General features: G+C 60.9%; 18 protein-coding genes. 7 read left to right on the top strand and 11 right to left on the bottom strand.

The window, feature by feature from the left end:
* Window positions 1-2 precede the first annotated feature (2 nt).
* Genes KHO22_RS09325 through KHO22_RS09315 form a run of 3 tightly spaced genes read left to right on the top strand, consistent with a single transcriptional unit; the run spans window position 3 to window position 2,793 of the window.
* Window positions 3-746 (top strand): haloacid dehalogenase type II, encoded by a 744-nt coding sequence (locus KHO22_RS09325; protein WP_211946826.1) that lies wholly within the window; start codon window positions 3-5, stop codon window positions 744-746.
* 58 nt (window positions 747-804) lie between these two features.
* On the top strand, window positions 805-2,421 hold the full coding sequence (locus tag KHO22_RS09320) for a PucR family transcriptional regulator (protein WP_338031330.1): 1,617 nt from the start codon (window positions 805-807) through the stop codon (window positions 2,419-2,421).
* 3 nt (window positions 2,422-2,424) lie between these two features.
* Window positions 2,425-2,793 (top strand): tRNA-binding protein, encoded by a 369-nt coding sequence (locus tag KHO22_RS09315; protein ID WP_230426806.1) that lies wholly within the window; start codon window positions 2,425-2,427, stop codon window positions 2,791-2,793.
* Between the two features lie 286 nt (window positions 2,794-3,079).
* Here the strand turns inward: KHO22_RS09315 and KHO22_RS09310 are convergent, their stop codons facing one another.
* From KHO22_RS09310 to KHO22_RS09290, 5 genes are all read right to left on the bottom strand, one after another.
* Window positions 3,080-4,534, bottom strand: a complete 1,455-nt coding sequence (locus KHO22_RS09310; protein WP_211946824.1) for an NAD-dependent succinate-semialdehyde dehydrogenase — start codon at window positions 4,532-4,534, stop codon at window positions 3,080-3,082.
* Window positions 4,535-4,667: 133 nt separating this feature from the next.
* A complete protein-coding gene (locus tag KHO22_RS09305) occupies window positions 4,668-5,396 on the bottom strand; it encodes a haloacid dehalogenase type II (RefSeq protein WP_211946823.1) in 729 nt (242 codons plus the stop codon).
* A 12-nt stretch (window positions 5,397-5,408) separates the two neighbouring features.
* Window positions 5,409-5,558, bottom strand: coding sequence for a hypothetical protein (locus KHO22_RS09300; RefSeq protein ID WP_211946822.1), 150 nt, complete (start codon window positions 5,556-5,558; stop codon window positions 5,409-5,411).
* A gap of 26 nt (window positions 5,559-5,584) precedes the next feature.
* Window positions 5,585-7,012, bottom strand: a complete 1,428-nt coding sequence (locus tag KHO22_RS09295) for an FAD-binding oxidoreductase (protein WP_211946821.1) — start codon at window positions 7,010-7,012, stop codon at window positions 5,585-5,587.
* A gap of 964 nt (window positions 7,013-7,976) precedes the next feature.
* The gene (locus KHO22_RS09290; RefSeq protein WP_211946820.1) at window positions 7,977-8,882 is read right to left on the bottom strand and encodes a LysR family transcriptional regulator; all 906 of its coding nucleotides are present in this window, start codon (window positions 8,880-8,882) and stop codon (window positions 7,977-7,979) included.
* 277 nt (window positions 8,883-9,159) lie between these two features.
* Here KHO22_RS09290 and KHO22_RS09285 point away from each other — a divergent pair, with 277 nt between their 5' ends.
* The 3 genes from KHO22_RS09285 (at window position 9,160) to KHO22_RS09275 (ending at window position 12,910) form a co-directional block, all read left to right on the top strand.
* Window positions 9,160-10,479, top strand: coding sequence for an MFS transporter (locus KHO22_RS09285; protein ID WP_211946819.1), 1,320 nt, complete (start codon window positions 9,160-9,162; stop codon window positions 10,477-10,479).
* An 86-nt stretch (window positions 10,480-10,565) separates the two neighbouring features.
* Window positions 10,566-11,546, top strand: a complete 981-nt coding sequence (locus KHO22_RS09280) for an agmatinase (protein WP_211946818.1) — start codon at window positions 10,566-10,568, stop codon at window positions 11,544-11,546.
* A gap of 569 nt (window positions 11,547-12,115) precedes the next feature.
* Entirely contained in the window at window positions 12,116-12,910 is a 795-nt protein-coding gene (locus KHO22_RS09275) for an SDR family NAD(P)-dependent oxidoreductase (protein WP_211946817.1), read from the top strand.
* A 164-nt stretch (window positions 12,911-13,074) separates the two neighbouring features.
* On the opposite strand, the gene KHO22_RS09270 is transcribed toward KHO22_RS09275, so the two are convergent.
* The 6 genes from KHO22_RS09270 to KHO22_RS09245 all read right to left on the bottom strand — a co-directional run bounded on the left by KHO22_RS09270 (window position 13,075) and on the right by KHO22_RS09245 (window position 19,046).
* Entirely contained in the window at window positions 13,075-13,644 is a 570-nt protein-coding gene (locus tag KHO22_RS09270) for a YdeI/OmpD-associated family protein (protein WP_211946816.1), read from the bottom strand.
* A 322-nt stretch (window positions 13,645-13,966) separates the two neighbouring features.
* Complete coding sequence (locus KHO22_RS09265; protein WP_211946815.1) at window positions 13,967-14,509, bottom strand: Cache 3/Cache 2 fusion domain-containing protein; 543 nt, start codon at window positions 14,507-14,509, stop codon at window positions 13,967-13,969.
* Between the two features lie 199 nt (window positions 14,510-14,708).
* Window positions 14,709-17,006: a xanthine dehydrogenase family protein molybdopterin-binding subunit gene (locus tag KHO22_RS09260; RefSeq protein ID WP_211946814.1), complete on the bottom strand. Its 2,298-nt coding sequence runs from the start codon at window positions 17,004-17,006 to the stop codon at window positions 14,709-14,711.
* The gene (locus KHO22_RS09255; protein WP_211946813.1) at window positions 17,003-17,470 is read right to left on the bottom strand and encodes a (2Fe-2S)-binding protein; all 468 of its coding nucleotides are present in this window, start codon (window positions 17,468-17,470) and stop codon (window positions 17,003-17,005) included. The genes KHO22_RS09260 and KHO22_RS09255 overlap by 4 nt, the downstream gene beginning before the upstream one ends.
* A gap of 93 nt (window positions 17,471-17,563) precedes the next feature.
* Window positions 17,564-18,046: a MerR family transcriptional regulator gene (locus KHO22_RS09250; RefSeq protein ID WP_211946812.1), complete on the bottom strand. Its 483-nt coding sequence runs from the start codon at window positions 18,044-18,046 to the stop codon at window positions 17,564-17,566.
* Window positions 18,047-18,593: 547 nt separating this feature from the next.
* The gene (locus KHO22_RS09245; protein ID WP_211946811.1) at window positions 18,594-19,046 is read right to left on the bottom strand and encodes a MerR family transcriptional regulator; all 453 of its coding nucleotides are present in this window, start codon (window positions 19,044-19,046) and stop codon (window positions 18,594-18,596) included.
* 430 nt (window positions 19,047-19,476) lie between these two features.
* On the opposite strand from KHO22_RS09245, the gene KHO22_RS09240 reads away from it, so the two are divergent.
* Complete coding sequence (locus tag KHO22_RS09240) at window positions 19,477-20,712, top strand: NADH:flavin oxidoreductase/NADH oxidase family protein (protein ID WP_211946810.1); 1,236 nt, start codon at window positions 19,477-19,479, stop codon at window positions 20,710-20,712.
* The last annotated feature ends 88 nt before the right edge of the window (window positions 20,713-20,800 follow it).

Here is a 20,800-nt window from a genome sequence, read left to right as displayed (position 1 = left end):
AGATGCCCCCCGACAGTTTCGCAAGCGACAGGCAATTGGAAGATGTTGCCGGCAATTTTGCCGGCAAGACGGTGCTGACCTTAGACGTCTATGGCACGCTGATCGATTGGGAGCGGGGCATCTGCGATGCATTGGGACCCATTTTGCAGGACCACGGATCTTCGATCAGCGAAGACGAGATGCTGGAGCGATACGCTACGCATGAGGCCGCGCTGGAGGCAGGTCCCTACCTCACGTATCGGGAAATTCTTGAGGAATCGCTGCGGCGCATCGCGGCAGATCTGGGGTTCACCCCCGCGGAACATGAACTCGACACCTTTTCGCATTCCGTCGGTGACTGGCCAACGTTTGCCGATTCGCGGGCAGCCCTCCTTGCGCTTCAGAAGCGCTTTCGGCTGGCAGTCATCACGAATGGTGACGACGAGTTCTTCTCGCTCTCAAACAAGCACCTGAAGATCGAGTTCGATTACGTTGTGACTGCTCAGCAGGCACGCAGCTATAAGCCCTCCTTGAACAACTTCCTTGTGATGCTAGGCCGGATAGACGCACCTCGATCGCAGATCCTGCATGTCGCTCAGAGCCTGTACCACGACCACGTCCCGGCCCAGGCGCTGGGACTGCAGACCGTCTGGATCAATCGGCGTCGCGGCAAACCGGGTTTCGGCGCCGTTCCGAAGGCTGAAGCGGTACCTGACACTGAGTTCGACGACATGCGCAGCTTTGCAGAGGCGATCCTGGCGCGCTAGGCGCCGCACAAGAGCCGTCGCGGAACCACTGAGAGTTGCCTTTTGCTGCACTCGCGCTATGCTGACGGAAATTCGGCGTGCTACATGGAGGGTTATGGACATCACGACAGCCCTTGAGTCGACAGTCCTGCGGGGAGCACGGGTTGTCGCTGGGCATGCAGGACTGACAAACGAGATACGGTGGGTCCATATGGTGGATCACCCGGATATCGCTGCATGGGTACAGCGCGGCCAGCTGCTCTTGTCCACAGGCTATAACTGGCCACAGGACGAACGAAAAGCCAACCAGCTCATCAGGGATCTCCATGACCGCGGACTGGCCGGTGTCGTGCTCGCAGTCCCGAATTTCCTGGAGCACTTTCCCTCGGCATCCGCTCTCGCGGCGAATGATGTCGGTCTGCCCCTGCTCGAAATCGACTGGGACATACCGTTTAGCTCGATCACCGAAGAGATCCATTCGAGCATCATCCGCCTTCAAGGCGAAATAATTGAACGCTCTGACGAAATCCATCGCTCGCTGACGCACGCCGCGGTTGTCGCGAATACGCTCGGGGATCTGGCTCGCGCGCTTGGCAAGCTGCTGAACCGCGCCGTGAATTTCGTTGACACGGATGGCCTGCCGCTTGGATCCAGCGATGAGACTCGGCCAGAGCAGGAGCGTGGTGAGAGAGAGCGAGGGTACCTCCGGCTCCTGAACAACCGGATCATCCTTCGCCAGATCCAGGACAGCATGAGCCCCCTTCTCCTGGATGCCATGCCGGAAGTGGGTGTACCGAAGCGATTGGGATGTCCGATTCGTATTCGCGGGGAGATCGCTGCGTTTATCTTCGTTGACGGTGGAGAGGCACCATTGGGTGAGCTTGACATCCGCGCAACGGAACATGCCTCGATTATTGCCGCGCTGCATCTCGTGCATATGCGGGCCCTCCATCTGCAAGAGGAACGGTTAGGCTACGCGCTGGTCGGTTCGTTGCTCGAGGGAAAGTTCGAAGAGACGCCCACCGCCTTGGAGCGCGCCCGATTGAGCGGCTGGGACCCTTCTGGCAATTACCGGGTATGCCTCGTGCTGTTAGACGAGCCGCTGCCGCTTTCCAAAGAAGGCTTTCTCCGTCGCGAGCGCTGGGTGGAAAGGCTGCGCAGGTACTTGGAGAACTCAGGGCAACCACCGCTTATTCTTGTGTCACTCAATCAGATCACGTTCCTGATGGCGGCAGAAGCCGAGCCGGAGCCTTTGTGGAAGTCGCTTGGCAGCCGAGGCGCCGCGCTTGCGGTCAGCCGCGTGCATCGTGGAATCATCGGCATGGCGCAGGGCGGGCAGGATGTCCAGTCGCTGGTTCCAATGCTTCGCCCTGGCAAAGTCCATCATTTCCAGGAAGTCATGTTTCCCAGGGCGCTAATGGGAGACGCCGATGCCAGGGAACTGTTCATTCAAAGCAAGATTGGCCCGCTGCTGAATGACAAGAAAGGCGAGGCGCTCCTGGAAACCCTGGAAGCGCTTTGCGCCGAGGGCTTTCAACTTGCCAATACGGCCAGGCGGTTAGGCGTCCATATCAGTACGCTCCGTTACCGACTGGAACGCATCGAATCACTTCTGGGTTCCGCCCTGGAAGACCAGGCCAACCGCTTCGAGTTGCAGGTAGCTGTCGCTCTGTACAAGCTCACAAGCGAAGGCTAGAGATTGAATCACACGATCACACAAGCAGGAATTCATACACCGATGACACCTTATGAAGCATTCCAGAGCGTCGACATGCGAGTCGGCACCGTACTCAGGGTCGAATTGAACGAGAAGGCCCGTAAGCCGGCCTACAAGATGTGGATTGATCTCGGCGAACTTGGCACGCTGACATCCAGCGGCCAGTACGTTAGCCGCTATACGGGCGACGAGTTGGTCGGCAGGAAAGTGGTGTGTGCCACGAAGCTTGGCGAGCGACGCATCGCAGGCTTTCTGTCCCAGGTCCTCGTCATGGGCGTGGAATCAGAGCCTGGGGTCGTGAATCTGCTTACGGCAGAAGGCAACGTTCCGAATGGCAGCAAGGTGTTCTAGCCAAGGGCGTGTCCTGCGATCGTTGAAGGGACGCAATGCCGGCGAGGTGTTCTACAGTGAAGGACCTTGCAGCCGCAAAGGAGCACCACAGTGACCTCCCCAAACACAAACCAGCAACCGTCGACACCGAGCAACCCAAACTGGCCAAGCCGGACCGGCAACCCCTCTGGAGGTGGTAGGGGAAACACCCCGCCCAAGGGGAAGTGACATAAAAGAGGAGAGCCAGCTACGTGCAGGTTCTCTCTTTCCGTGAGCAAGAGCCTTTTGGGCCCTTGCCAGTCGCAAGTTAGACGATTTCCAGATGCAGCGTCTGCACTTCGAGGAATTCGTCGATTCCGTGATGCGATCCTTCGCGACCCAGCCCAGACTCCTTTACGCCGCCGAAAGGTGCAACGGCGGAGGAAATGACGCCCGTGTTGGCCCCGACCATGCCGTATTCCAGCGCTTCGCTGACGCGGAACACACGATTGACGTCCCTGGAGAAGAGGTAAGCGGCCAGACCGTACGGCGTGTCATTGGCGCGTCGAATGACCTCCGCCTCGGACTCGAAGGGAAACAGGGCAGCAACCGGACCGAACGTCTCTTCGCTGGCAATCAACATGCTGTCCGTAGCGCCAGCGACGACCGTCGGCTCGAAGTACTGCTGGCCTCGCGACAACGACGCGCCGCCCACGATGACCTTCGCGCCTTGTGCCACAGCGTCTTCCACGTGGCAAACCACCTTCTTGAGCGCGGCTTCATTGATCAGCGGACCGATAGAGACGCCATCTTCCGTCCCGGCTCCAACCTTGAGCTTGCGAACTTCCTCGCTCAGACGTGCCGAGAAGCGATCGTAGATGCCCGCCTGCACATAGATGCGATTGGCGCACACGCAGGTCTGCCCGCTGTTGCGGAACTTGCTCGCCATCACGCCCGCGACCGCCTGATCGAGGTCAGCGTCGTCAAAGACGATGACGGGAGCGTTGCCGCCGAGCTCCATGCTCACACGCTTGACCGTATCTGCGCATTGGCGCAGCAGCAGCTTGCCGACTTGAGTTGAGCCCGTGAATGTCAGCTTCCTGACGATCGGGTTGCCGGTCAGTTCGCCGCCAATGCCCTGCGGCATCCCAGTCACGATGTTCAGGACGCCGGCCGGAATGCCAGCGCGCTCACCAAGCTCCGCCAGTGCAAGTGCAGAGTACGGCGTCAATTCGGACGGTTTCACGACGACGGTGCAGCCAGCGGCCAGCGCCGGCGCGAGCTTGCGGGTAATCATGGCATTGGGGAAGTTCCACGGCGTGATCGCTGCGCACACCCCGACCGGAACCTTTCTCGTGATGATCCGACGGCTCGCTTGTGTAGCGGGGATCGTTTCGCCATAGGCCCGAATGCCCTCCTCAGCAAACCACTCCACGAATGACGCCCCATACAGGATTTCGCCACGCGCCTCGGCGAGTGGCTTGCCTTGTTCCAGGGTCATGATCAGCGCGAGGTCGTCGGCATGAGCCACCATGAGTTCGCGCCACTTGCGCAGGACCGCAGCGCGCTGATGCGTAGTCAGCGCACTCCATGCCGGGAGCGCGCGATTTGCCGCCTCGATCGCGGCGCGCGTATCCGCGGCATCGCAGGCGGGAATAGTGCCGAGCGGTTCGCTGTTCGCCGGGTTGATCACGTCCAGCGTCTTGCCGGACTCCGCGGCACGCCACCGGCCATCGACATATGCCTGCTGCCGCAGCAGACCAGGGTCTTTCAGAGAGAACATTGACATTACCTGCATGTACGAGCCGTGGCGGGCATGTGCGAGCACGCGCTAGCCCATGTCGCGTCGGCAGTAGTAACGGGGGATGACCGGAGCTGGCGGTTAGCCAGCTCCAGCACTTCGCAACTGAGCGCCGTCAGGCCTTCAGCGCGGCCTTGTGAGCTTCGGCCAGCGCGGCCATGCTCTCGAAGCGGAAGTCGAATTTTGGCGTGCCCGGGGGAGGCATCGTCGCACCCCAACCCCTGTCGGCATGGCGGCGATCGATCCATGCCGATGCCAGGCCGAAGTCGTTCGCTGGTGCATGGTCATGGAACAGGCTTTGAGCCGTATGCAGGATGTCCTTCTTCTCCAGTCCGAAGTCACGGCTCAGACGACCCAGCATGTAGTCGAAGTTCTTCGGGCTCGGCTTGTAGGAGCCAATGTCCTGCGCCGTGTAGATCGCGTCGAATTCGACACCGAGCCGCGCATTGCTGCTACGGAACGACAGTCGATCAACGTTGGATAGAATCACGAGCTTGTAGTGCTGCTTCAGATAACGCAGCGATTCGACCGAATCCGGGAACTCGGGCCAGTCGGGAACGGACGCGCCAAAGATATTGCATTCTTCGTTGGTCACGCCGACGTTCCATTCATTCGCCAGGCGGCGATAGACGATGGCCAACAGCGCCGAGTAGGCCAGGCCCGGGGTCATCAGTTCCTGGTCGGCCTCGTGCCTGGCGTAGTTCTCGAGGATCTCGTCGCGGCCCTTGCCGGCATAGCTGGCCTTCTCGATCAGCGGTACCAGGCCGTTATAAATGCCCGTCTCCCAGTCGATGAGGGTGCCGTAGCAGTCGAAGGTCAGTACCTTGAAATCCGTCAGTTTCATCATTGCTCCTTTTCAATAGGTCTCTGCGACGGCTTTGTCGATGGAATATCGCAGAATCTGTATCAAGGTATCCACATCTGCCCTGGTGTAGTTCAGGGCCGGTGCGAAACCAGGAATGTCGTCAGCGAAGGCGCGAAAGATCTGCGTGCTTGTGTTGTACATGGGCGTCTCCATTGGGACTTGAACGCTCAGTTCGTGGGCATGAGGGGAAGCACTTTCCCCGGGTTCATCAGGTTGGCAGGGTCCAGGGCACGTTTAACGCTCCACGCGAGTTTCAGTTCAACCTCGCTGCGTACGTGGAGCAACTCGTCGCGCTTGGCGGTTCCGACTCCATGCTCCGCGGAAATAGATCCGTTAAGCTCCATTGCGGCGTCATCGACAAGCTTCATAATCGCGTCTTCGTGCTGGGCGAGGTAGTCCTCGGGGGTCATTTCCGCGGGGCGCAGAGGATTGAAGTGGACATTGCCGTCACCAACATGGCCATAGATGACCATGCGCGTCGAGGGCGCAACGGCCGTCACCTTTGCCGAGGTCTCGCGGATGAAACCTGGGATGCTCGACAGCGGCACCGAGATATCGCAACGCACGCTGCCACGCGTACGGGTCTGTGCGTCCGATATCTCCTCGCGAATGAGCCAGAAGTCGGCAGCTTGCTTTTCGTTGGACGCAATGGCTGCATCGTCAATCATCCCCTTCTCGGCCACCTCGCTCAGCGCTGAATAGAAGGAGGCTTCAGCAACCTCCTGCGACGAGGTCGACGACACTTCAACGAGGATATACCAGGGGTGAGTCGTCGGAAGCGGTGATGTCTGCCGACCCAGATGCTCGAGGACCAACGCCATCGCGTCCGACGAGATCAGTTCGAATGCCGTGACGTCCGTGCCAAGACGCTGTCGCAACAGACCGAATGCTTCCAGAGCGAGGTCGGCACTTGCTGAACCAAGCATCGCGACACATTTGGCCCGGGGAATCGGGTACGTCTTCAGGACGGCTGCGGTAATGATCCCAAGCGTGCCCTCGGTGCCGATGAAGAGATGCTTGAGGTCATAGCCAGCGTTGTCCTTGCGCAGCCCCCTCAAGCCGTTCCAGATCTCGCCATTCGGCAGCACAACCTCCAAGCCGAGGACGAGGTCGCGCATATTGCCGTACCGAAGCACTGCCGTACCGCCGGCATTAGTGGAGAGATTGCCACCAATCTGACAACTGCCTTCCGAGCCAATGCGAAGCGGAAACAGCGCCCCAGCTGCCTCAGCGGCAGTACGAGCCGCGTGAAGCGTAACGCCCGCCTCGACGACCATCGTCGCGTTCAGCGAATCGACGGCACGCACCCGATTGAGTCGAGTCAGCGACAGCAGGACGGCGGTGCCGCTCGCATCCGGCACACTGCCACCCAGTAGCGATGTGTTGCCGCCCTGTGGCACTACAGGAATATTGTTCTGGCTGCAGTACGCCACGACAGCACTCACCTCCGCAGTCGACGCCGGTCTGACCACCGCAAGGGCTTGTCCACGGAAAACACCTCGATAGTCGGTGGCGAAGGACTGGGTGTCCTCGCCGACCAGTACATTGGTCGGGCCGACGATTGAGATGAGATGGATCACGTGGTGGTTCGACATGCGGGCTCCGACGGTGAGAGGGTTCTCGTGACGCCGGAGAGGTCTGCACTGAGCCGTCCGGCACAGTCCGAAGCATATGGGCCGACATGCCGTCCGCATATGTACGTCTCATAGGAAAAAGGGCGGAGATTTTCACACTGACGGGCATAAACGAGCAGCGGATGCCCTGTCACGCCCCTTTTGCAGCGGGCCGCGTCGTCGATGTGCAGCAAAGGGCATCAGCAGGATGCCCGTCACCACATTTCCTACTAAAGCTACGTATTTCACGAGATCGAGCCTCTGTAATATCGGGGCATAGAACGAAGTGGCCGCACAAGACCTGGTATGAACATCCAATCTCCTCAAGGCAGACTTTTGGACCTATTGCAGGAGGTTAGATGTTGCAGCAACGAATTCCACCGGCAGGCGCGTGCGGCGGCTCGGCCAGGCTTCAATGAGCGACGCTATCGACAAGCTCTACACGTCCTGCTGGACAGGCAACTTCAGTCCACGATCACGCGGGAGCAGGTCGTTGGGTATGCTTCCGCTGCTGAACTAGGGCTCAGATTGGATCCGCCTATCGAACTGGTACGGCGCGTGAGCGCCGATAGCAGCTTCGCAATCAGAGTTCTATTTTGGGCGGTTCAGCGGCGCATGCGTGCTGCGGGAACTGTCACGAATATGTGGGATGCGTCTTAATGGATGCTCTCTGGCATTGCTGCTCTCTCCGACGTCTGCTCATCAGCGGCCAAATCCTTTTCAAGTCCCAGCGGCTGAGATGGGTCGGCTACGGCCCCACGCGGGACGGTCCGGGAGGAACGCTCGGTTGTACTCTGCGTCGGGCCGCATGCTGCCAGCAGCCGACAGCCACTACGTTTGGCAGCAGGATTTCACTCCGACGTGAAGATCCCTGTCTGAAACTCCGGCGTGACGATGCACGATTGGCACATCAGTATGCCAGCCAATGCTTCTGGCCCAAGCCTGCTCACGAAAGCTTCGGATGCAGCGCCCTAAGCAACTCGATAAACCGCGCTCCGCTCGGAGGTAGGGGGCGCGTGCGGTCTGTCACAGCACAGAAGGTTACCGTGTACTGCGGGGTACCAGGAACAATTTCCAGCTTAACCCGCGCTGCGAGTTGATCAACATAGTGGCGCGGGAGAATGCCGCTAAACCGCCCCGAACACACGAACAGTGCGACCGAGTCAAGTCCAACTGCGTCTGGCCCTCGCTCGAACCCAAGTTCGCTAAGCGCGTTCTGCACGAACGGCTGACCAATGCGGTTGACCAAAGGCGGGCGGCTCCGGCCGATAGCAGAGGCATTGAGTGTGTATATGCAGTGCGTCTCTTGGAAGAGCTCGACGTATTGCAGCGAAGCAGTGCGCACGTGAACCCCCTGGATGGCCACGTGAATCCGTCTTTCAAGCAGGGCTCTTGTTAGCTCATTGATTGTCAGCGTGTGAGCCTCGAGACGAACACCAGGAGCCGCCTCGTTGAGTTGCTGCAGCGCATCCGAAACGCGGCAAGCCGGATTGCTGAATGCGTGGTCGGTTATACCAACAGCCAAATCTCCGCTTACGAGACCTCGCAAGGCATCAACGTGCGGCTTAATGCGATCCAGTGCGTCGAGAGCCTCCGCAGTCAGCCCCAGCACCGCTCGCCCGGCTTCCGTAAGTTCAAAGCCCTGAGGGCCCCGTGTGCACAATGGCGTACCCAGCTTCGACTCCACCTCCTTGATACGCCGGCTGATCGTCGCGCGGCTCATGCCCAGCCGACTCTCTGCAGCGCCGAACCCTCTGGCCTCTGCCGCAACTCGGAAAATGCGGAGGCCTCTCAGGTCGCGCTCGATGAGTCCGTCTGGCAGATGGTCCTTCGTGTCAATTTTCGTAATCATGGGTGCAAGTTTTGGCAGTTTTCACCTCGACAAATCGCTATCAGAATAGGGCCTCGCTCGCCGGCATAGCAACGCGACCTCGATGAACGGCCTCGAAATGTCGATCACACGTGGTGTGCAATTCTATCTACCCGCCGCCGAGAACGAGAGCACTGGTGTGATCACGGGTCCCCCGAATATTCGGATTGGACCGGGTAGTGCCGACGACTGGATCCCGGCCCCGCCTGCCAGAAACCGAAGCCACGAAAGAAAGGGCTAGAAAGCCCGAGGAGATGCAATGGAAGCAGCACAGCCGGCGGCGATTGTCGCGCCAAAGCCGACACGCTATAGATGGTTCATGGTCGGTCTCGCATTTGTTGCGATCGTGACGAACTACATGGACCGAGCGAATCTGTCCGTGGCACTACCCTACATGAACGCGGAACTTAATCTCTCCGCCGCCGAGTCCGGATTCATTCTTGGTGCATTTTTCTGGACATATGCCGCGTTCCAGATCCCTGCCGGCGCGCTTGTCGATCGCCTCGGCGCAAGGGTTGTATTTGCAGCAGCGGTGGTCTGGTGGTCGACGTTCACGATCGCAACAAGCTTCGTCCGTTCGAGCGCTGGACTACTCGGCCTCCGTCTGATGCTTGGCGTGGGAGAAGCCGGCGCGTTCCCTGCGGCAACCAAGTTCGTCGAGCGGTGGTTTCCCCCGACCGAACGAGGGCTGGCGACTGGCATCTACGACAGTGGCGCCCGTGGCGGCACGCTCATCGCGATTCCATTGTGCACAGCGATTATTGCTGGATTTGGATGGAAGGCGTCATTCGTTGTCACCGGCCTGGTCGGATTCCTTTGGGCGGCAGTATGGTTGCTCACTGCGACCGAGTTTCCGTCCCAGTGTCGGTTCGTCAACAAGGCCGAAGTCGAACATATCAACCACGGAAAGTCAGACGAGAAGATCTCGTCAGTACGCATCAAGTGGCGCTCGCTGCTGAAGTCAAAGACGATCTGGGCAATGTCCCTCGGTTTCGCTTGCCAGAGCTACGTAATCTACTTCTTTATTACGTGGTATCCGACATACCTCGTCAAGGAGCGTGGCTTCTCGCTTCTCCAACTCGGATTCTTCGGGATCCTGCCGGGTCTGCTGGGGCTGGTCGGCTCCTGGGTCGGCGGATGGGCCTCCGACAAGATTGCAGAGACCCGGTATGGTCTGAGTTTCGGGCGCAAGATCTGCATCGTTGTCGGTATGGCGTTGAGCGCAACGATTGGACTGGCAGGCATTGTCCCGCAGGCGTGGTTCGCCCTCGCGCTCCTGTCGATTGCCTTCTTTGGTGTCTCCGCCGCAACGTCCGCCATACTTGCCTTACCTGCCGATGTATCTCCACGGGGGTCGCGTTCAATCGTAGGGACGATCGCCGGGTTTCAGAACTGCGTCGCGAATTTTGCAGGGCTCGCCAGCCCGGTGGTCATCGGCTTCCTCAAAGACAGGACTGGTTCCTTCACACCAGGTTTGGTGTCCGCATCAATTGTTGCCCTTGTTGGCTGCCTCATATACAGCTTCGCGCTGGGTCCGATCAAGTCGGATCTCTTCGAGCACGTAATCGAAGATCGGTAATCGCTCGATCTTCACGAACTCTCCCCGATTCCTTGCCCCTCTGCCGTGACGCCTCTTCTGCGTCGCGCGGGCTCTTGCACTCAAAAATGGAGCAAATTTTGAGCTTTCCGTTGACTGTTCCTCCTTCCAGGAAGCATCAGAGCTTTCTCTGGTCGCCGATCTGTACCGATCTCGACCAACTGGACGCCCATGTCGCCATTCTTGGCATACCGTTCGGCCAAGCCTATGTCGCTGAACACATCAGCAACGACCAGAGCAAGGCGCCAGATGCCATTCGTGCCATGAGCGACCGCATCTGCCGTGCACTGCACCACTATGACTTCGACGTCGGTGGCCCGATCTATGACAACCGGGCCCTGAAGGTGGTGGACTGCGGCAATGTCCCCGCTGACCCACGTGATCTCAGCACGCATGGCCCCCGTTCGGAGGAGGCTGTCCGGAAGATCCTGAAGGCCGGTGCCATGCCGATCATCCTGGGTGGTGACCACGCTATCCCCATCCCCGTACTGCGCGCCTACGACGACCAGGGTCCCATCACACTTGTCCATATCGACGCTCACCTCGACTGGCGAGAAGAAATCAATGGCGTTCGTGAAGGTCTGTCGAGCACCATTCGTCGTGCGTCCGAAATGGAACATGTTGGCGAGATCTTCCAAATTGGACTGCGCGCACAGGGCAGCGGCCGCCAAGCCGATTACGATGCAGCAGTAGCCTATGGCTCGCATCTGATCCCGGCCTATGAGGTTCATGAGAAGGGAATGCAATCGGTACTCGACCGCATCGCCGACGGCGGTCGTTACTATCTGACCATCGATGCAGACGGCCTCGACCCGTCAATTGCTCCTGGCGTTGCCGGGCCGGCGTTGGGAGGTATCACCTATGTGCAAATGCGCCAACTGATTCACGGCCTTGTGAAGAAGGGACGAGTCGTGGGAATGGACATCGTCGAGATTACGCCATCGACCGACGTGAACAACATTACGTCGATCACTGCGGGACGCCTGATCGTCAACATGATCGGGGCTGCCGTGCGCGCTGACTATTTCGATGCGCCGCGCATCGGCTGAGCCCCATTGACGTAGCACGAGACCCGACTGTGCAGGACGTCGTGGCGGGAGATCAAAGCGGCATGTTATGAATGACGGTAGGATCGCGAACAGACGGTCGGCGTCCGCCTCCACTCCGCCGGCCGTGGTCGGCCATGAAGCGTCGTTCCTTACCTAAGACATTCGGACGCCCGGTGTACCCACAAGATCGCCTTCAAAGACGTCTGCGCCATGCGAATCGCGGCTGTTAAGGTCCCTTCGCCGGGCGGCGGTTGTACATAGGCAGCGGTCGTTACAGTGTCTCGGCCCGAAGGGCCGTTCCGGGTCGGGAAGAGCCGGCCCGCGTCTTTCCTCACTCGGCGGATGCCGAACCAGCCGTCAGTTCTGCCGCACAGTGGCGGATAGCTGGACGTTCGTCGGAAAGGGACCGCGAAACGAGGCAGGCCGTTCGCCAGTGACACCTCTCGTGCACTATAACTAACTGACGCAGTTTGGGGCGTGCCCTCAGGGCTTGGAATGCTACCCATCGCCCTGTCCGGCGTGCTGCGGTCGGCATGGCTGGATGTCACCAGACCACCTAGGGAGGCGACATGTCCGAGACAAGCAAAGTAGTCCTGGTCACGGGGGCTACCGGCGGCATCGGGAGCGCGGTCTGCGCACGGCTGGCGCACGCAGGTTATTCGCTGATTCTCGCCGCGCGCGACATCGGGAAGCTGGAAGCCGCCTGCGCGAGGCTCCAGAGGCTTGGCGGCCAGTCATTTCGCTGGATCTCCGTCGACATGTCCAGCGATGCCTCTGTCACAAAGTTTGCCCAAGAGCTTGCGGCGAAAGCAACAGTCCTCAACGGCGTCGTACTCATGCCACCCCAGATGCGGCCCACCGACGAATGCCAGCCTCCAGCGGACACGTGGCGCCAGTTGTTTCAGAGCAACTTTATCGGCCCCCTTGAAGTCCTTAAGAGCGCGATCTCGATCATGCAGCCGGAACCCTCCCAGGGACACCGGTCGAAAGTTGTCATCATTTCCGCCATCACCTCAGTGCAAGCCCTTGGAAACTACGCCACCAGCAACGTCCTGCGTTGTGCATGGCTGGCTCAGGCCAAGACGCTTGCTTTCGCGATGGGCGAAAGAGGGATTCACGTCAATACACTCTCCCTCGGCGGCACGCTGACCCCCGACTATTTGGCATCGATCGGCCAGCGCGCCACCAGGGCTGGCATGACGTTCGATGAGCGGTTGGCCGCGGAAACCTCGAACATTCCCTTGCGGAAGTATGGAAGCCCGGAAGAGGTGGCGCTGGCGGTTGAAATCCTGTTATCCCCCTTCTCCGACCACATCACCGGCGTGAACCTGCTGCATGATGGCGGATTCACGAGAGCCTATTGAGTGCTACACCAGCGAAGCGACGCCCTTTCCCGGCCAGTAACGGCCCTTCGGGCGTGTCCCACGAATGACGACTGCTGGCTTGAGGATTCAACTGGTCGAAGCGGCCATTAGGGGTTTATATGCCATGACCCCGCTTGGCAAAATCTCCGTCAGAAGCGCAAGATCTATGGATAGAAGGTTTCGCCACGGTTCAGCATATTGACGAATTCCTCGATTTTACGCGCCTTTGTTTCCGGCTTTTTTGCAGTCTGTACCCGAAACAGGATGGCATAGCGGTTACGGCTGTTCAGGGTTGCAAAGAACTTTCTGGCTTCCGGATTTGCGTCCAAAGCCACCCGCAGGTCGTCCGGCACGATCGAGTTGCTGGCCGACGTATAAGCCGCCTTCCAGCGGCCGTCCTTCCTGGCTTTCTCGATCTCGCACATGCCGGGCGGGCGCATTCTGCCTGCGGCGATCAGCGCTTCAGCCCTGTCCTTGTTGAGTTTGGACCAGATGCTTTTTGCGGAACGTGGGGTGAAGCGTTGTAACCAGTATTTCTCGCTCTCGGCCTGCTTTTTACCATCAATCCAGCCATAGCAGAGGGCGCTTTCCAACGCCTGTTCGTAGGTTACGGTGCGCTGCTCGGTGCCTTTTTTCGCCAGACGCAGCCATGCTCCGGTCGAAGTGCTGTTGTTTTGCCCTAACCAGCTTTCCCATTCGGTCTGACTGGTAAATGTCAGAGCGCATTCGGTCATGTCACTATCCTGAATGGTTGAGTACATGTGCGGGGAACGCGTCCGCAGTCCAGCAGTGTTTATACGGACATCAACGTCCGTGGTGCGACCAAAGACGGTCGCTCAGCAGCCACTAGCCCGTCGGCTGTTTTGGGTCGTTCAGGGGCCGTCGAATCGCCTGATAGCGGTCATCCGCTGGCCCGCATGCCCATTGGATGGAATAACTTTCACTCGGCTGTAAAAGGATAGGAAGGCCGCTGTCATGCGACTGAGCCTCGGCAGAGGCCCAGTCGATCCCGAAGACAGTCACCGCTGGGTGATGCGTTTGGGAGTGGCCCGTGGCTCATTGCACCTTCGGATACCCTACGTAGTAAATGCCGATGACACCGCCACTGGCGTCGTGGATGGGCTCATATCCAGTGGTATATGGCTTGCCAAGAATGTCAGCGTCACCGTAGTAGGCACCACCACCACGTATTGCCCCAATAGCCTTGCCCTTGGGATCAAGGACGGTTCCAATTGCCCTCGATCCATCATCCTTCTGTACATTCGTCGCCACGCGCACGAAGTCATCGCCGCTCTTGACGAACAATGTTGCCGTGCCGCCATGCTCCTTCTTGACTTCATCCACTACGGCAAAGTTGTTGTTCATCTTGGTCGCGCCAAAGTACAAAGCTGGCGCGGGTTTTCCTGCAACAGCATCTTCTCCTTTAATCCCCGGTGCGCCCAGTTTGGCCGTCTTAGCCTTCAGTGACGCCATGGCCTGCTTTACGTTCTCTGGTGATTGCGCATAGCTCATGGCGGGAGCGAAGACCGGCAATGCGAGTGCAAAGATCACAGGGGCGAACCATCGCCCTATAGCACCTGCGGGGCTTACTTTTGCCATTTTTTCCCCTTTGGGCAGCGTCGCCGACGAGGCGGGGCGGCAACTTCCCCGGGACCGGGCGGTGTACCCATTAGTCCGATTGGAGTATAGGCAGCAGTCGCGGCGCTGCACGAGGACGATGCCGCACATTGATGGGGAAATGTCGTGATGCGCTCAACATTCGCAGCTTCGCCGCCAGCATATCCACATTGCTTTTGCCTTACTCAATTGGCAGTTGCCGCACCGGTTTGCCGGTGAGCTGGGCGACGGCATGCGCCACGGCCGGTGCGATCGGGGGCACCGCAATTTCACCAACGCCGCCGGGTTCGGCCGTGCTGGGCACGAGGTGGGTTTCGATCACCGGTACGTCGGCCATCTTCAGCACCGGATAGTCAGGAAAGTTGGCCTGCACGACCTGCCCGTCCTTGATCTGAACCTGGCCGTAGAGCGCCGCTGTCAGTCCGAAGATGATGCCGCTTTCGATCTGCTGCGCAACGATATCCGGGTTGACCACCGTCCCGCAGTCCACGGCGCAGACAACGCGATGCACACGCGGCTTGCCGTCCTTGAGCGACACCTCCGCCACCTGTGCCACTACCGAGCCGAACGAGTTGTGCAGCGCAAGTCCGCGTGCGCGCGCTACGCCGTCCGCGGCCGGTGCCAGCGGCTGGTTCCATCCTGCCGCCCGCGCTACGGTGTCGAGCACCTTCAGCTCGCGCGGGTGCGCCCTGAGCAAGTCGCGCCGCATCGCCAGCGGGTCGAGCCTGGCGGCGGCGGCCACGTCGTTCAGGAAGCCTTCCAGGAAGAAGCCGGTGTACGAGTGGCCGACGCTGCGCCAGAATCCGATCGGCACCGGCAAATCGACCGCCACGTGTGCAATGTGCTCATGCTCGATCTCATACGGCAGGTCGAACAGGCCCTCGGCTGCATAGCGGTCGATGCCGAGCGACGGCGCGCCGAACAGGCGCTCCAGCTCGCCGGCCAGGATCGACTGCCCGGCACTGCGCGAGGCGATGGCCGTCACTTTGCCGTTCTCGACGCGGGCCATCAGCCGTGCGATGGCCTGCGGGCGATAGAAGTCGTGGCGGATGTCATCTTCGCGCGACCAGATCACCTGTACCGGGCGGCCCTCGGTCCTGGTGGCGATCGACACGGCCTGGCCGATGAAGTCGGACTCCAGTCGCCGTCCGAATCCGCCGCCAATGAGCGGAATGTCGATATGCACCCGGTCCCGGCTCACACCTGCCGCGCGCGCGGCGACCAGTTGCGCCAGCGTGGCCACCTGGGTGGGCGCCCAGAGCTGCACGCGATCCTTCGTCACCTGCGCCGTGCAGTTGATCGGCTCCATGGCGGCATGCGCCAGGTACGGCGCACTGTATTCCGCCTCGACGATGGTCGCGCCCTGTGTCCCGTCAAAGGCCTTCAGGCCATCGCCCGTTGAACGGTAGGTGAAGCCGCCCTGGTCGCTGTCGAGCGCGCCAACGAGCTGTTGCCGGATGCCGGCGGAATCGAGCGTGGCATGCGGCCCGTAGTCCCAGACCGGGTCGAGGGTCGCCAGGGCCTGGCGTGCTTGCCAGTAGTGGTCTGCCACCACGGACACGCCCGGCGCGCCGCCCGTGGAGCCGTCGAACGGCACGACATGGCGCACGCCGGGCATGGCAAGCGCCGCCTTTGACTGGAAGCTCTTGAGCTTGCCGCCGAACACGGGACACATGACGACCGCCGCGTACAACATGCCGGGCGGCCGCGCATCGATGGCAAAGCGTGCGCTGCCATCCGTCTTGCTGGCGATGTCGTTGCGCTGTGCAGGCTTGCCAATCAGTTGATATTGCGCAGCCGGCTTGAGCCTGACCTTCGATGGCGGCGCAATGTCGCGCGCCTTCTGCGCGACCGCGGAGAAAGGCATCTGCTTGCCGTCGGGGCCAACAAGCCGGCCTTCCCGCAACGTCACCTGCGCCGGCTGCACACCCCACACGCGCGCAGCCGCTTCCACCAGCGTGGCGCGCGCGGTTGCGGCAGCCTCGCGCACGGGCTGCCAGCCGTCGGCCACGCTGCTGCTGCCGCCGGTGATGATCAGTCCGATCTCGCGCGCGCTCTTGGCCATGATCCAGTGCAGTGCGCGCGCCCAGGTCTTGTCGGCATGGTCCGGATGGAGCGGCAGCGAGCTGTCGCCCATGACGACAACATTGCCGTAGATGCGCTCGATGGGCGACGACTCGATGCTCACCCGCGCCAGTGGAATATCGAGCTCCTCGGCGGCCAGCATTGACAGCGCAGTGTGGATGCCCTGCCCCATCTCCACCCGCGGCATGGCAAGGATGACGTTGCCTTCCGGCGTGATCTTGATCCAACCGTTCAGGGCAACCTGGCCGGACGCCTCAGGGAATGCTGCGGGATCGCCAAGCCGGCTGCGAGGCGGCATCACGCCCCAGCCCACCACCAGCGCGCCGCCCAGGCCGAGCGCCCCCAGCAGGAACCGGCGCCTTCCCCGGCGCGGGGTCGTTGCGCTGGCGTTCATGCGCGGCCCTCCCTCAGCGCCTTCGCTGCGCGCTTGATGGCGGTGCGCACGCGGGGGTACGTGCCGCAGCGGCACAGGTTGGTGATGGCCGCGTCGATGTCGGCATCGCTCGGGTCGGGCTGCCGGGCCAGCAGGTCCGCCGCCGCCATCAGCATGCCCGACTGGCAGTAGCCGCATTGCGGCACCTGTTCGTCGATCCAGGCCTGCTGCAGCGCGTGGCGCTTGCCCGGCGCGCTGGCCAGCCCTTCGATCGTAGTGATGCGCTTGCCGGCCACCGCCGACACCGGCAGGACGCAGGAACGCACCGCCGCCCCATCCAGATGCACGGTACACGCGCCGCAAGCCGCGACCCCGCAGCCGAACTTCGTCCCCGTCAGGTTCAGGTGGTCGCGCAGCACCCACAGCAAGGGCGTGGCCGGGTCGCATTCGACGCTGACTGGCTGGCGGTTGACGTCCAGATTCATGTATTGCCTCCTTATCCTCGCCGAGGTTCTTCTATTTCATCCAGCCAAGCTGGTGCCCAATGCGGCAGTGTTGCCCAGGCCATCGACGGTTCCTTAGCCGGCCCTGACCGGCCGGCGCCGGCTTGCCTTGCGCAGGGTAGTGACATCGCCGGTCGCCAGGACCGGGCTTTCCAATTCCCCGGATCGTATCCGCGACAACACCCGCCTCGCATTGGCGGCGCAGTCAATTTCCTCAGGCTTCGCCTCGATCTCCGCCAGGAGTGCGACAAGGTGCGCCTTGCTCTGCGCAAGCCGCGCCTGCAGCGCCTCGATGTCCTGCACCTTGCTGCGGAGCGTTTCAATCAACGTGCCATGCTTCCACTGCGCCAGGTCCGGCGGCAGCAGCGTGCGAATCTCGTCGAGACTGAAGCCGGCCTGCTGCGCAGCCGCGATCAGGTCGAGCAGCAGCACCGCCTGCGGTGGATACGTCCGGTAGCCGTTCGACTGACGCTCGACCTTCAACAGTCCGATGCGTTCGTAAAAGCGGATGCGCGACGGAGCAAGGCCAGTGCGCCCCGCCAGTTCCCCGATCTTCATGTTCGCCACACTCCTCACACCGCTTGAACTCGCCCTCAAGAATCTCTGACTCTATATGTCAGTTAAGACGCGCTACCCAGCCTAGCGGCAGGGTTCGCATCGGCACGCCCACAAATGCCCAGGGCCAGCCAGGAACACAAGCCTCATCTGGCTCGCGCTCGATGGCTCTTACCATGTATCGGCAGCCGCGGTCCTCCGGAATTTCAAACGGCAGCATCTTCGCTGCTGCGTTGCCACCTTCCAGCGGTCCGAATTCGATCCGTGCAAACCGCCTATCCCTGTTCATTGAGCTTTCTTGATGATTGACCCTGTACGCGATGCCTGAGGTAGTGCCCGGCGCATGCCGGCTAACGGCCGGCAACCAGCACTTTAAGGTTAAACTCAGCTTTAAGGTCAAGCATCCGGAAGCGGATCGTCAGGCTGCCCTCATTCCCCTGGCGTCGTTGGCAATACAGATATTGAGAGCGGCGGAACCGAAGTAGACGTTCCGGCACATTGAGAGACAAGTGCGCCAGCAGTTCCCGGCGCTTCCCGGTACGTTCCGGGATCAGCGCGCTGCGGCGCGACGCGTCTTGCCCCGCGCCGGCTCGACGGCCCCTTCTTCGCGGAGGCGGTCCAGCACCCACTTCGTCCTGTCAGAGCACGGCATATCCGCAGGCCTGTTCTCGATGCTTCTGATGGCGGCGAGCAGATGGGCCTTGTTCTGTTTGAGGCGCCTTTGCATGTCCTCGATTTCATCAACTTTCCGCTTGAGGGCATCGAGCAACTCATCATGCTGCCAGTTCCCCGATCCGAGCGGCAACAGATGACGGATCTGATCGAGCGAGAACCCCGCACGCTGTGCGCTGGCGATGATTTCCAGAATCCACACCGCATCCGGAGAGTAATCGCGATAGCCATTCGCCTTGCGCTCGACCGCCGAGATCAGTCCGGCAGCCTCGTAAAAGCGGATGCGGGAGGCCGTCAGACCGCTGAGGTTCGCCAGTTCTCCGATTCTCATACGGCACCTGGGAAAGCATTGACATTAAGGTTCACTTCAATCCTACAGTGAATGCTGGCCCGGCGAGGCAAGCCGATGAACCGGTTCGACGGGTTAACGCCCCCTCGCTTTCGTGCGCAGCTAACAGCCACGGGGGCCGGAAGCATGGCCTTCCGGCCCCTGGCTGCTCCAGCATTTCAGGACGCTCGACCGCGCTGCAGTAGAAAAAATGCAGTCCTGCTCGCCACGATTCTTGTGGCGGGCCTTTTTCATTTGGTGGGTATCGTCATTGTGAAGCGGGAGCCCCGGCCTGAAGTCGCCGCACGGCCGCCGTTCGGCACCCAGATCTCGCAGCCATGCACGCCGATGCTCATACATCACCTCAAGAAAGGTGTTGACCTTAAAGTTGACTTCAACCTTAAAGTCGAGCCACGACAAACGAGGTGACCCCATGAACGTCTTCGACAAGTTGATCCTGCGTAACGGTTCAAGCGTTCCGAACCGCATCGCCAAAGCCGCCATGGAAGAGAACATGGCGGACGCTGACCACGCGCCCTCCGAGGCGCTGATGCGCCTGTACAAGGCCTGGGCAGAGGGCGGCGCAGGCCTGCTGATGACCGGCAATGTGATGGTGGACAGCCGTGCCATGACAGGGCCGGGCGGCGTCGTGCTGGAAGACGCCAGGCACCTGGACCGGTTCAGGCGCTGGGCACAGGTCGGCCGGTCCAGGGGGGCGCAGTTCTGGCTGCAGATCAACCATCCCGGCCGCCAGATGCCTGCCAGTCTTGGGCAACCCACCTGGGCTCCCTCCGCTGTGTCGATGAACCTGGGCAATATGTCCAGGCACTTCAACACGCCGCAGGCCATGACGCAGGAAGTCATCGAGGACGTGATCCGGCGCTTTGCCCGTACGGCGAAACTTGGGGAGCAGGCAGGTTTCACGGGCGTCGAGATTCACGCGGCGCATGGCTACCTGCTGAGCCAGTTCCTCTCGCCGTTGAGCAACCAGAGAACGGATGCATGGGGTGGCCCGCTGGAAAACCGCGCTCGCCTGCTCTTTGAGATCGTCAAGGCCGTACGCGCCGTGGTTGCGCCCGGATTCGCGGTTGCCGTCAAGCTGAACTCCGCCGACTTCCAGCGTGGCGGCTTCAGCGCGGATGACGCCCGTCAGGTCGTGAAGATGCTCAACGAGTTCGCCGTCGACCTGGTCGAGTTGTCGGGAGGGAGCTATGAGGCCCCGGCCATGCAGGGAGAAGCCCGCGACGGCAGCACGCTCGCCCGCGAGGCCTACTTTGTCGAGTTCGCCCGCGACATCCGCGCGGTGGCGCAGATGCCAGTGATGGTCACAGGCGGCATCCGCCGTCGGCCGGTGGCCGAGCAAGTGATCAGGAGCGGCGTGGACATGGTTGGCATCGGTACGGCCCTGGCCATCGATCCAAATCTGCCGCGCGACTGGCATGCCGGCAAAGACAGTACACCTGCGTTGCAGCCGATCAGGTGGAAGAACAAGCCGCTGGCCTCATTGGCCAACATGGCGGCAGTCAAGTTTCAACTGCGCAAGCTCAGCCGAGGCAAGGTCACTGATCCCGGCGTGTCACCGCTGCGCGCGCTGGTCCTGCAGCAGGTGTCCGACGCATGCCGCGTCCGTCGATACCGGCGCTGGGTGGCTCAGCGCGTCCATGCCTGACAGGCTTCTAGTTACGTTGGTGCTTGGGATGCTTCAAGGCATCAATCACTCCCGAACCAGACCTTCTCACCTTAAACACCCAGAGTAT

Source organism: Cupriavidus yeoncheonensis (assembly GCF_905397275.1).
GTDB classification, from domain to species: domain Bacteria; phylum Pseudomonadota; class Gammaproteobacteria; order Burkholderiales; family Burkholderiaceae; genus Cupriavidus; species Cupriavidus yeoncheonensis.
This window is presented reverse-complemented; position numbering and strand designations above follow the sequence as displayed.

Coding starts and splice junctions, on each gene's coding strand:
- KHO22_RS09325 (WP_211946826.1), top strand. CDS start 3: ATGCCCCCCGACAGTTTCGCAAGCGACAGGCAATTGGAAGATGTTGCC.
- KHO22_RS09320 (WP_338031330.1), top strand. CDS start 805: ATGCTGACGGAAATTCGGCGTGCTACATGGAGGGTTATGGACATCACG.
- KHO22_RS09310 (WP_211946824.1), bottom strand. CDS start 4,534: ATGTTCTCTCTGAAAGACCCTGGTCTGCTGCGGCAGCAGGCATATGTC.
- KHO22_RS09305 (WP_211946823.1), bottom strand. CDS start 5,396: ATGAAACTGACGGATTTCAAGGTACTGACCTTCGACTGCTACGGCACC.
- KHO22_RS09300 (WP_211946822.1), bottom strand. CDS start 5,558: ATGTACAACACAAGCACGCAGATCTTTCGCGCCTTCGCTGACGACATT.
- KHO22_RS09295 (WP_211946821.1), bottom strand. CDS start 7,012: ATGTCGAACCACCACGTGATCCATCTCATCTCAATCGTCGGCCCGACC.
- KHO22_RS09290 (WP_211946820.1), bottom strand. CDS start 8,882: ATGATTACGAAAATTGACACGAAGGACCATCTGCCAGACGGACTCATC.
- KHO22_RS09285 (WP_211946819.1), top strand. CDS start 9,160: ATGGAAGCAGCACAGCCGGCGGCGATTGTCGCGCCAAAGCCGACACGC.
- KHO22_RS09280 (WP_211946818.1), top strand. CDS start 10,566: ATGGAGCAAATTTTGAGCTTTCCGTTGACTGTTCCTCCTTCCAGGAAG.
- KHO22_RS09275 (WP_211946817.1), top strand. CDS start 12,116: ATGTCCGAGACAAGCAAAGTAGTCCTGGTCACGGGGGCTACCGGCGGC.
- KHO22_RS09270 (WP_211946816.1), bottom strand. CDS start 13,644: ATGACCGAATGCGCTCTGACATTTACCAGTCAGACCGAATGGGAAAGC.
- KHO22_RS09265 (WP_211946815.1), bottom strand. CDS start 14,509: ATGGCAAAAGTAAGCCCCGCAGGTGCTATAGGGCGATGGTTCGCCCCT.
- KHO22_RS09260 (WP_211946814.1), bottom strand. CDS start 17,006: ATGAACGCCAGCGCAACGACCCCGCGCCGGGGAAGGCGCCGGTTCCTG.
- KHO22_RS09255 (WP_211946813.1), bottom strand. CDS start 17,470: ATGAATCTGGACGTCAACCGCCAGCCAGTCAGCGTCGAATGCGACCCG.
- KHO22_RS09250 (WP_211946812.1), bottom strand. CDS start 18,046: ATGAAGATCGGGGAACTGGCGGGGCGCACTGGCCTTGCTCCGTCGCGC.
- KHO22_RS09245 (WP_211946811.1), bottom strand. CDS start 19,046: ATGAGAATCGGAGAACTGGCGAACCTCAGCGGTCTGACGGCCTCCCGC.
- KHO22_RS09240 (WP_211946810.1), top strand. CDS start 19,477: ATGAACGTCTTCGACAAGTTGATCCTGCGTAACGGTTCAAGCGTTCCG.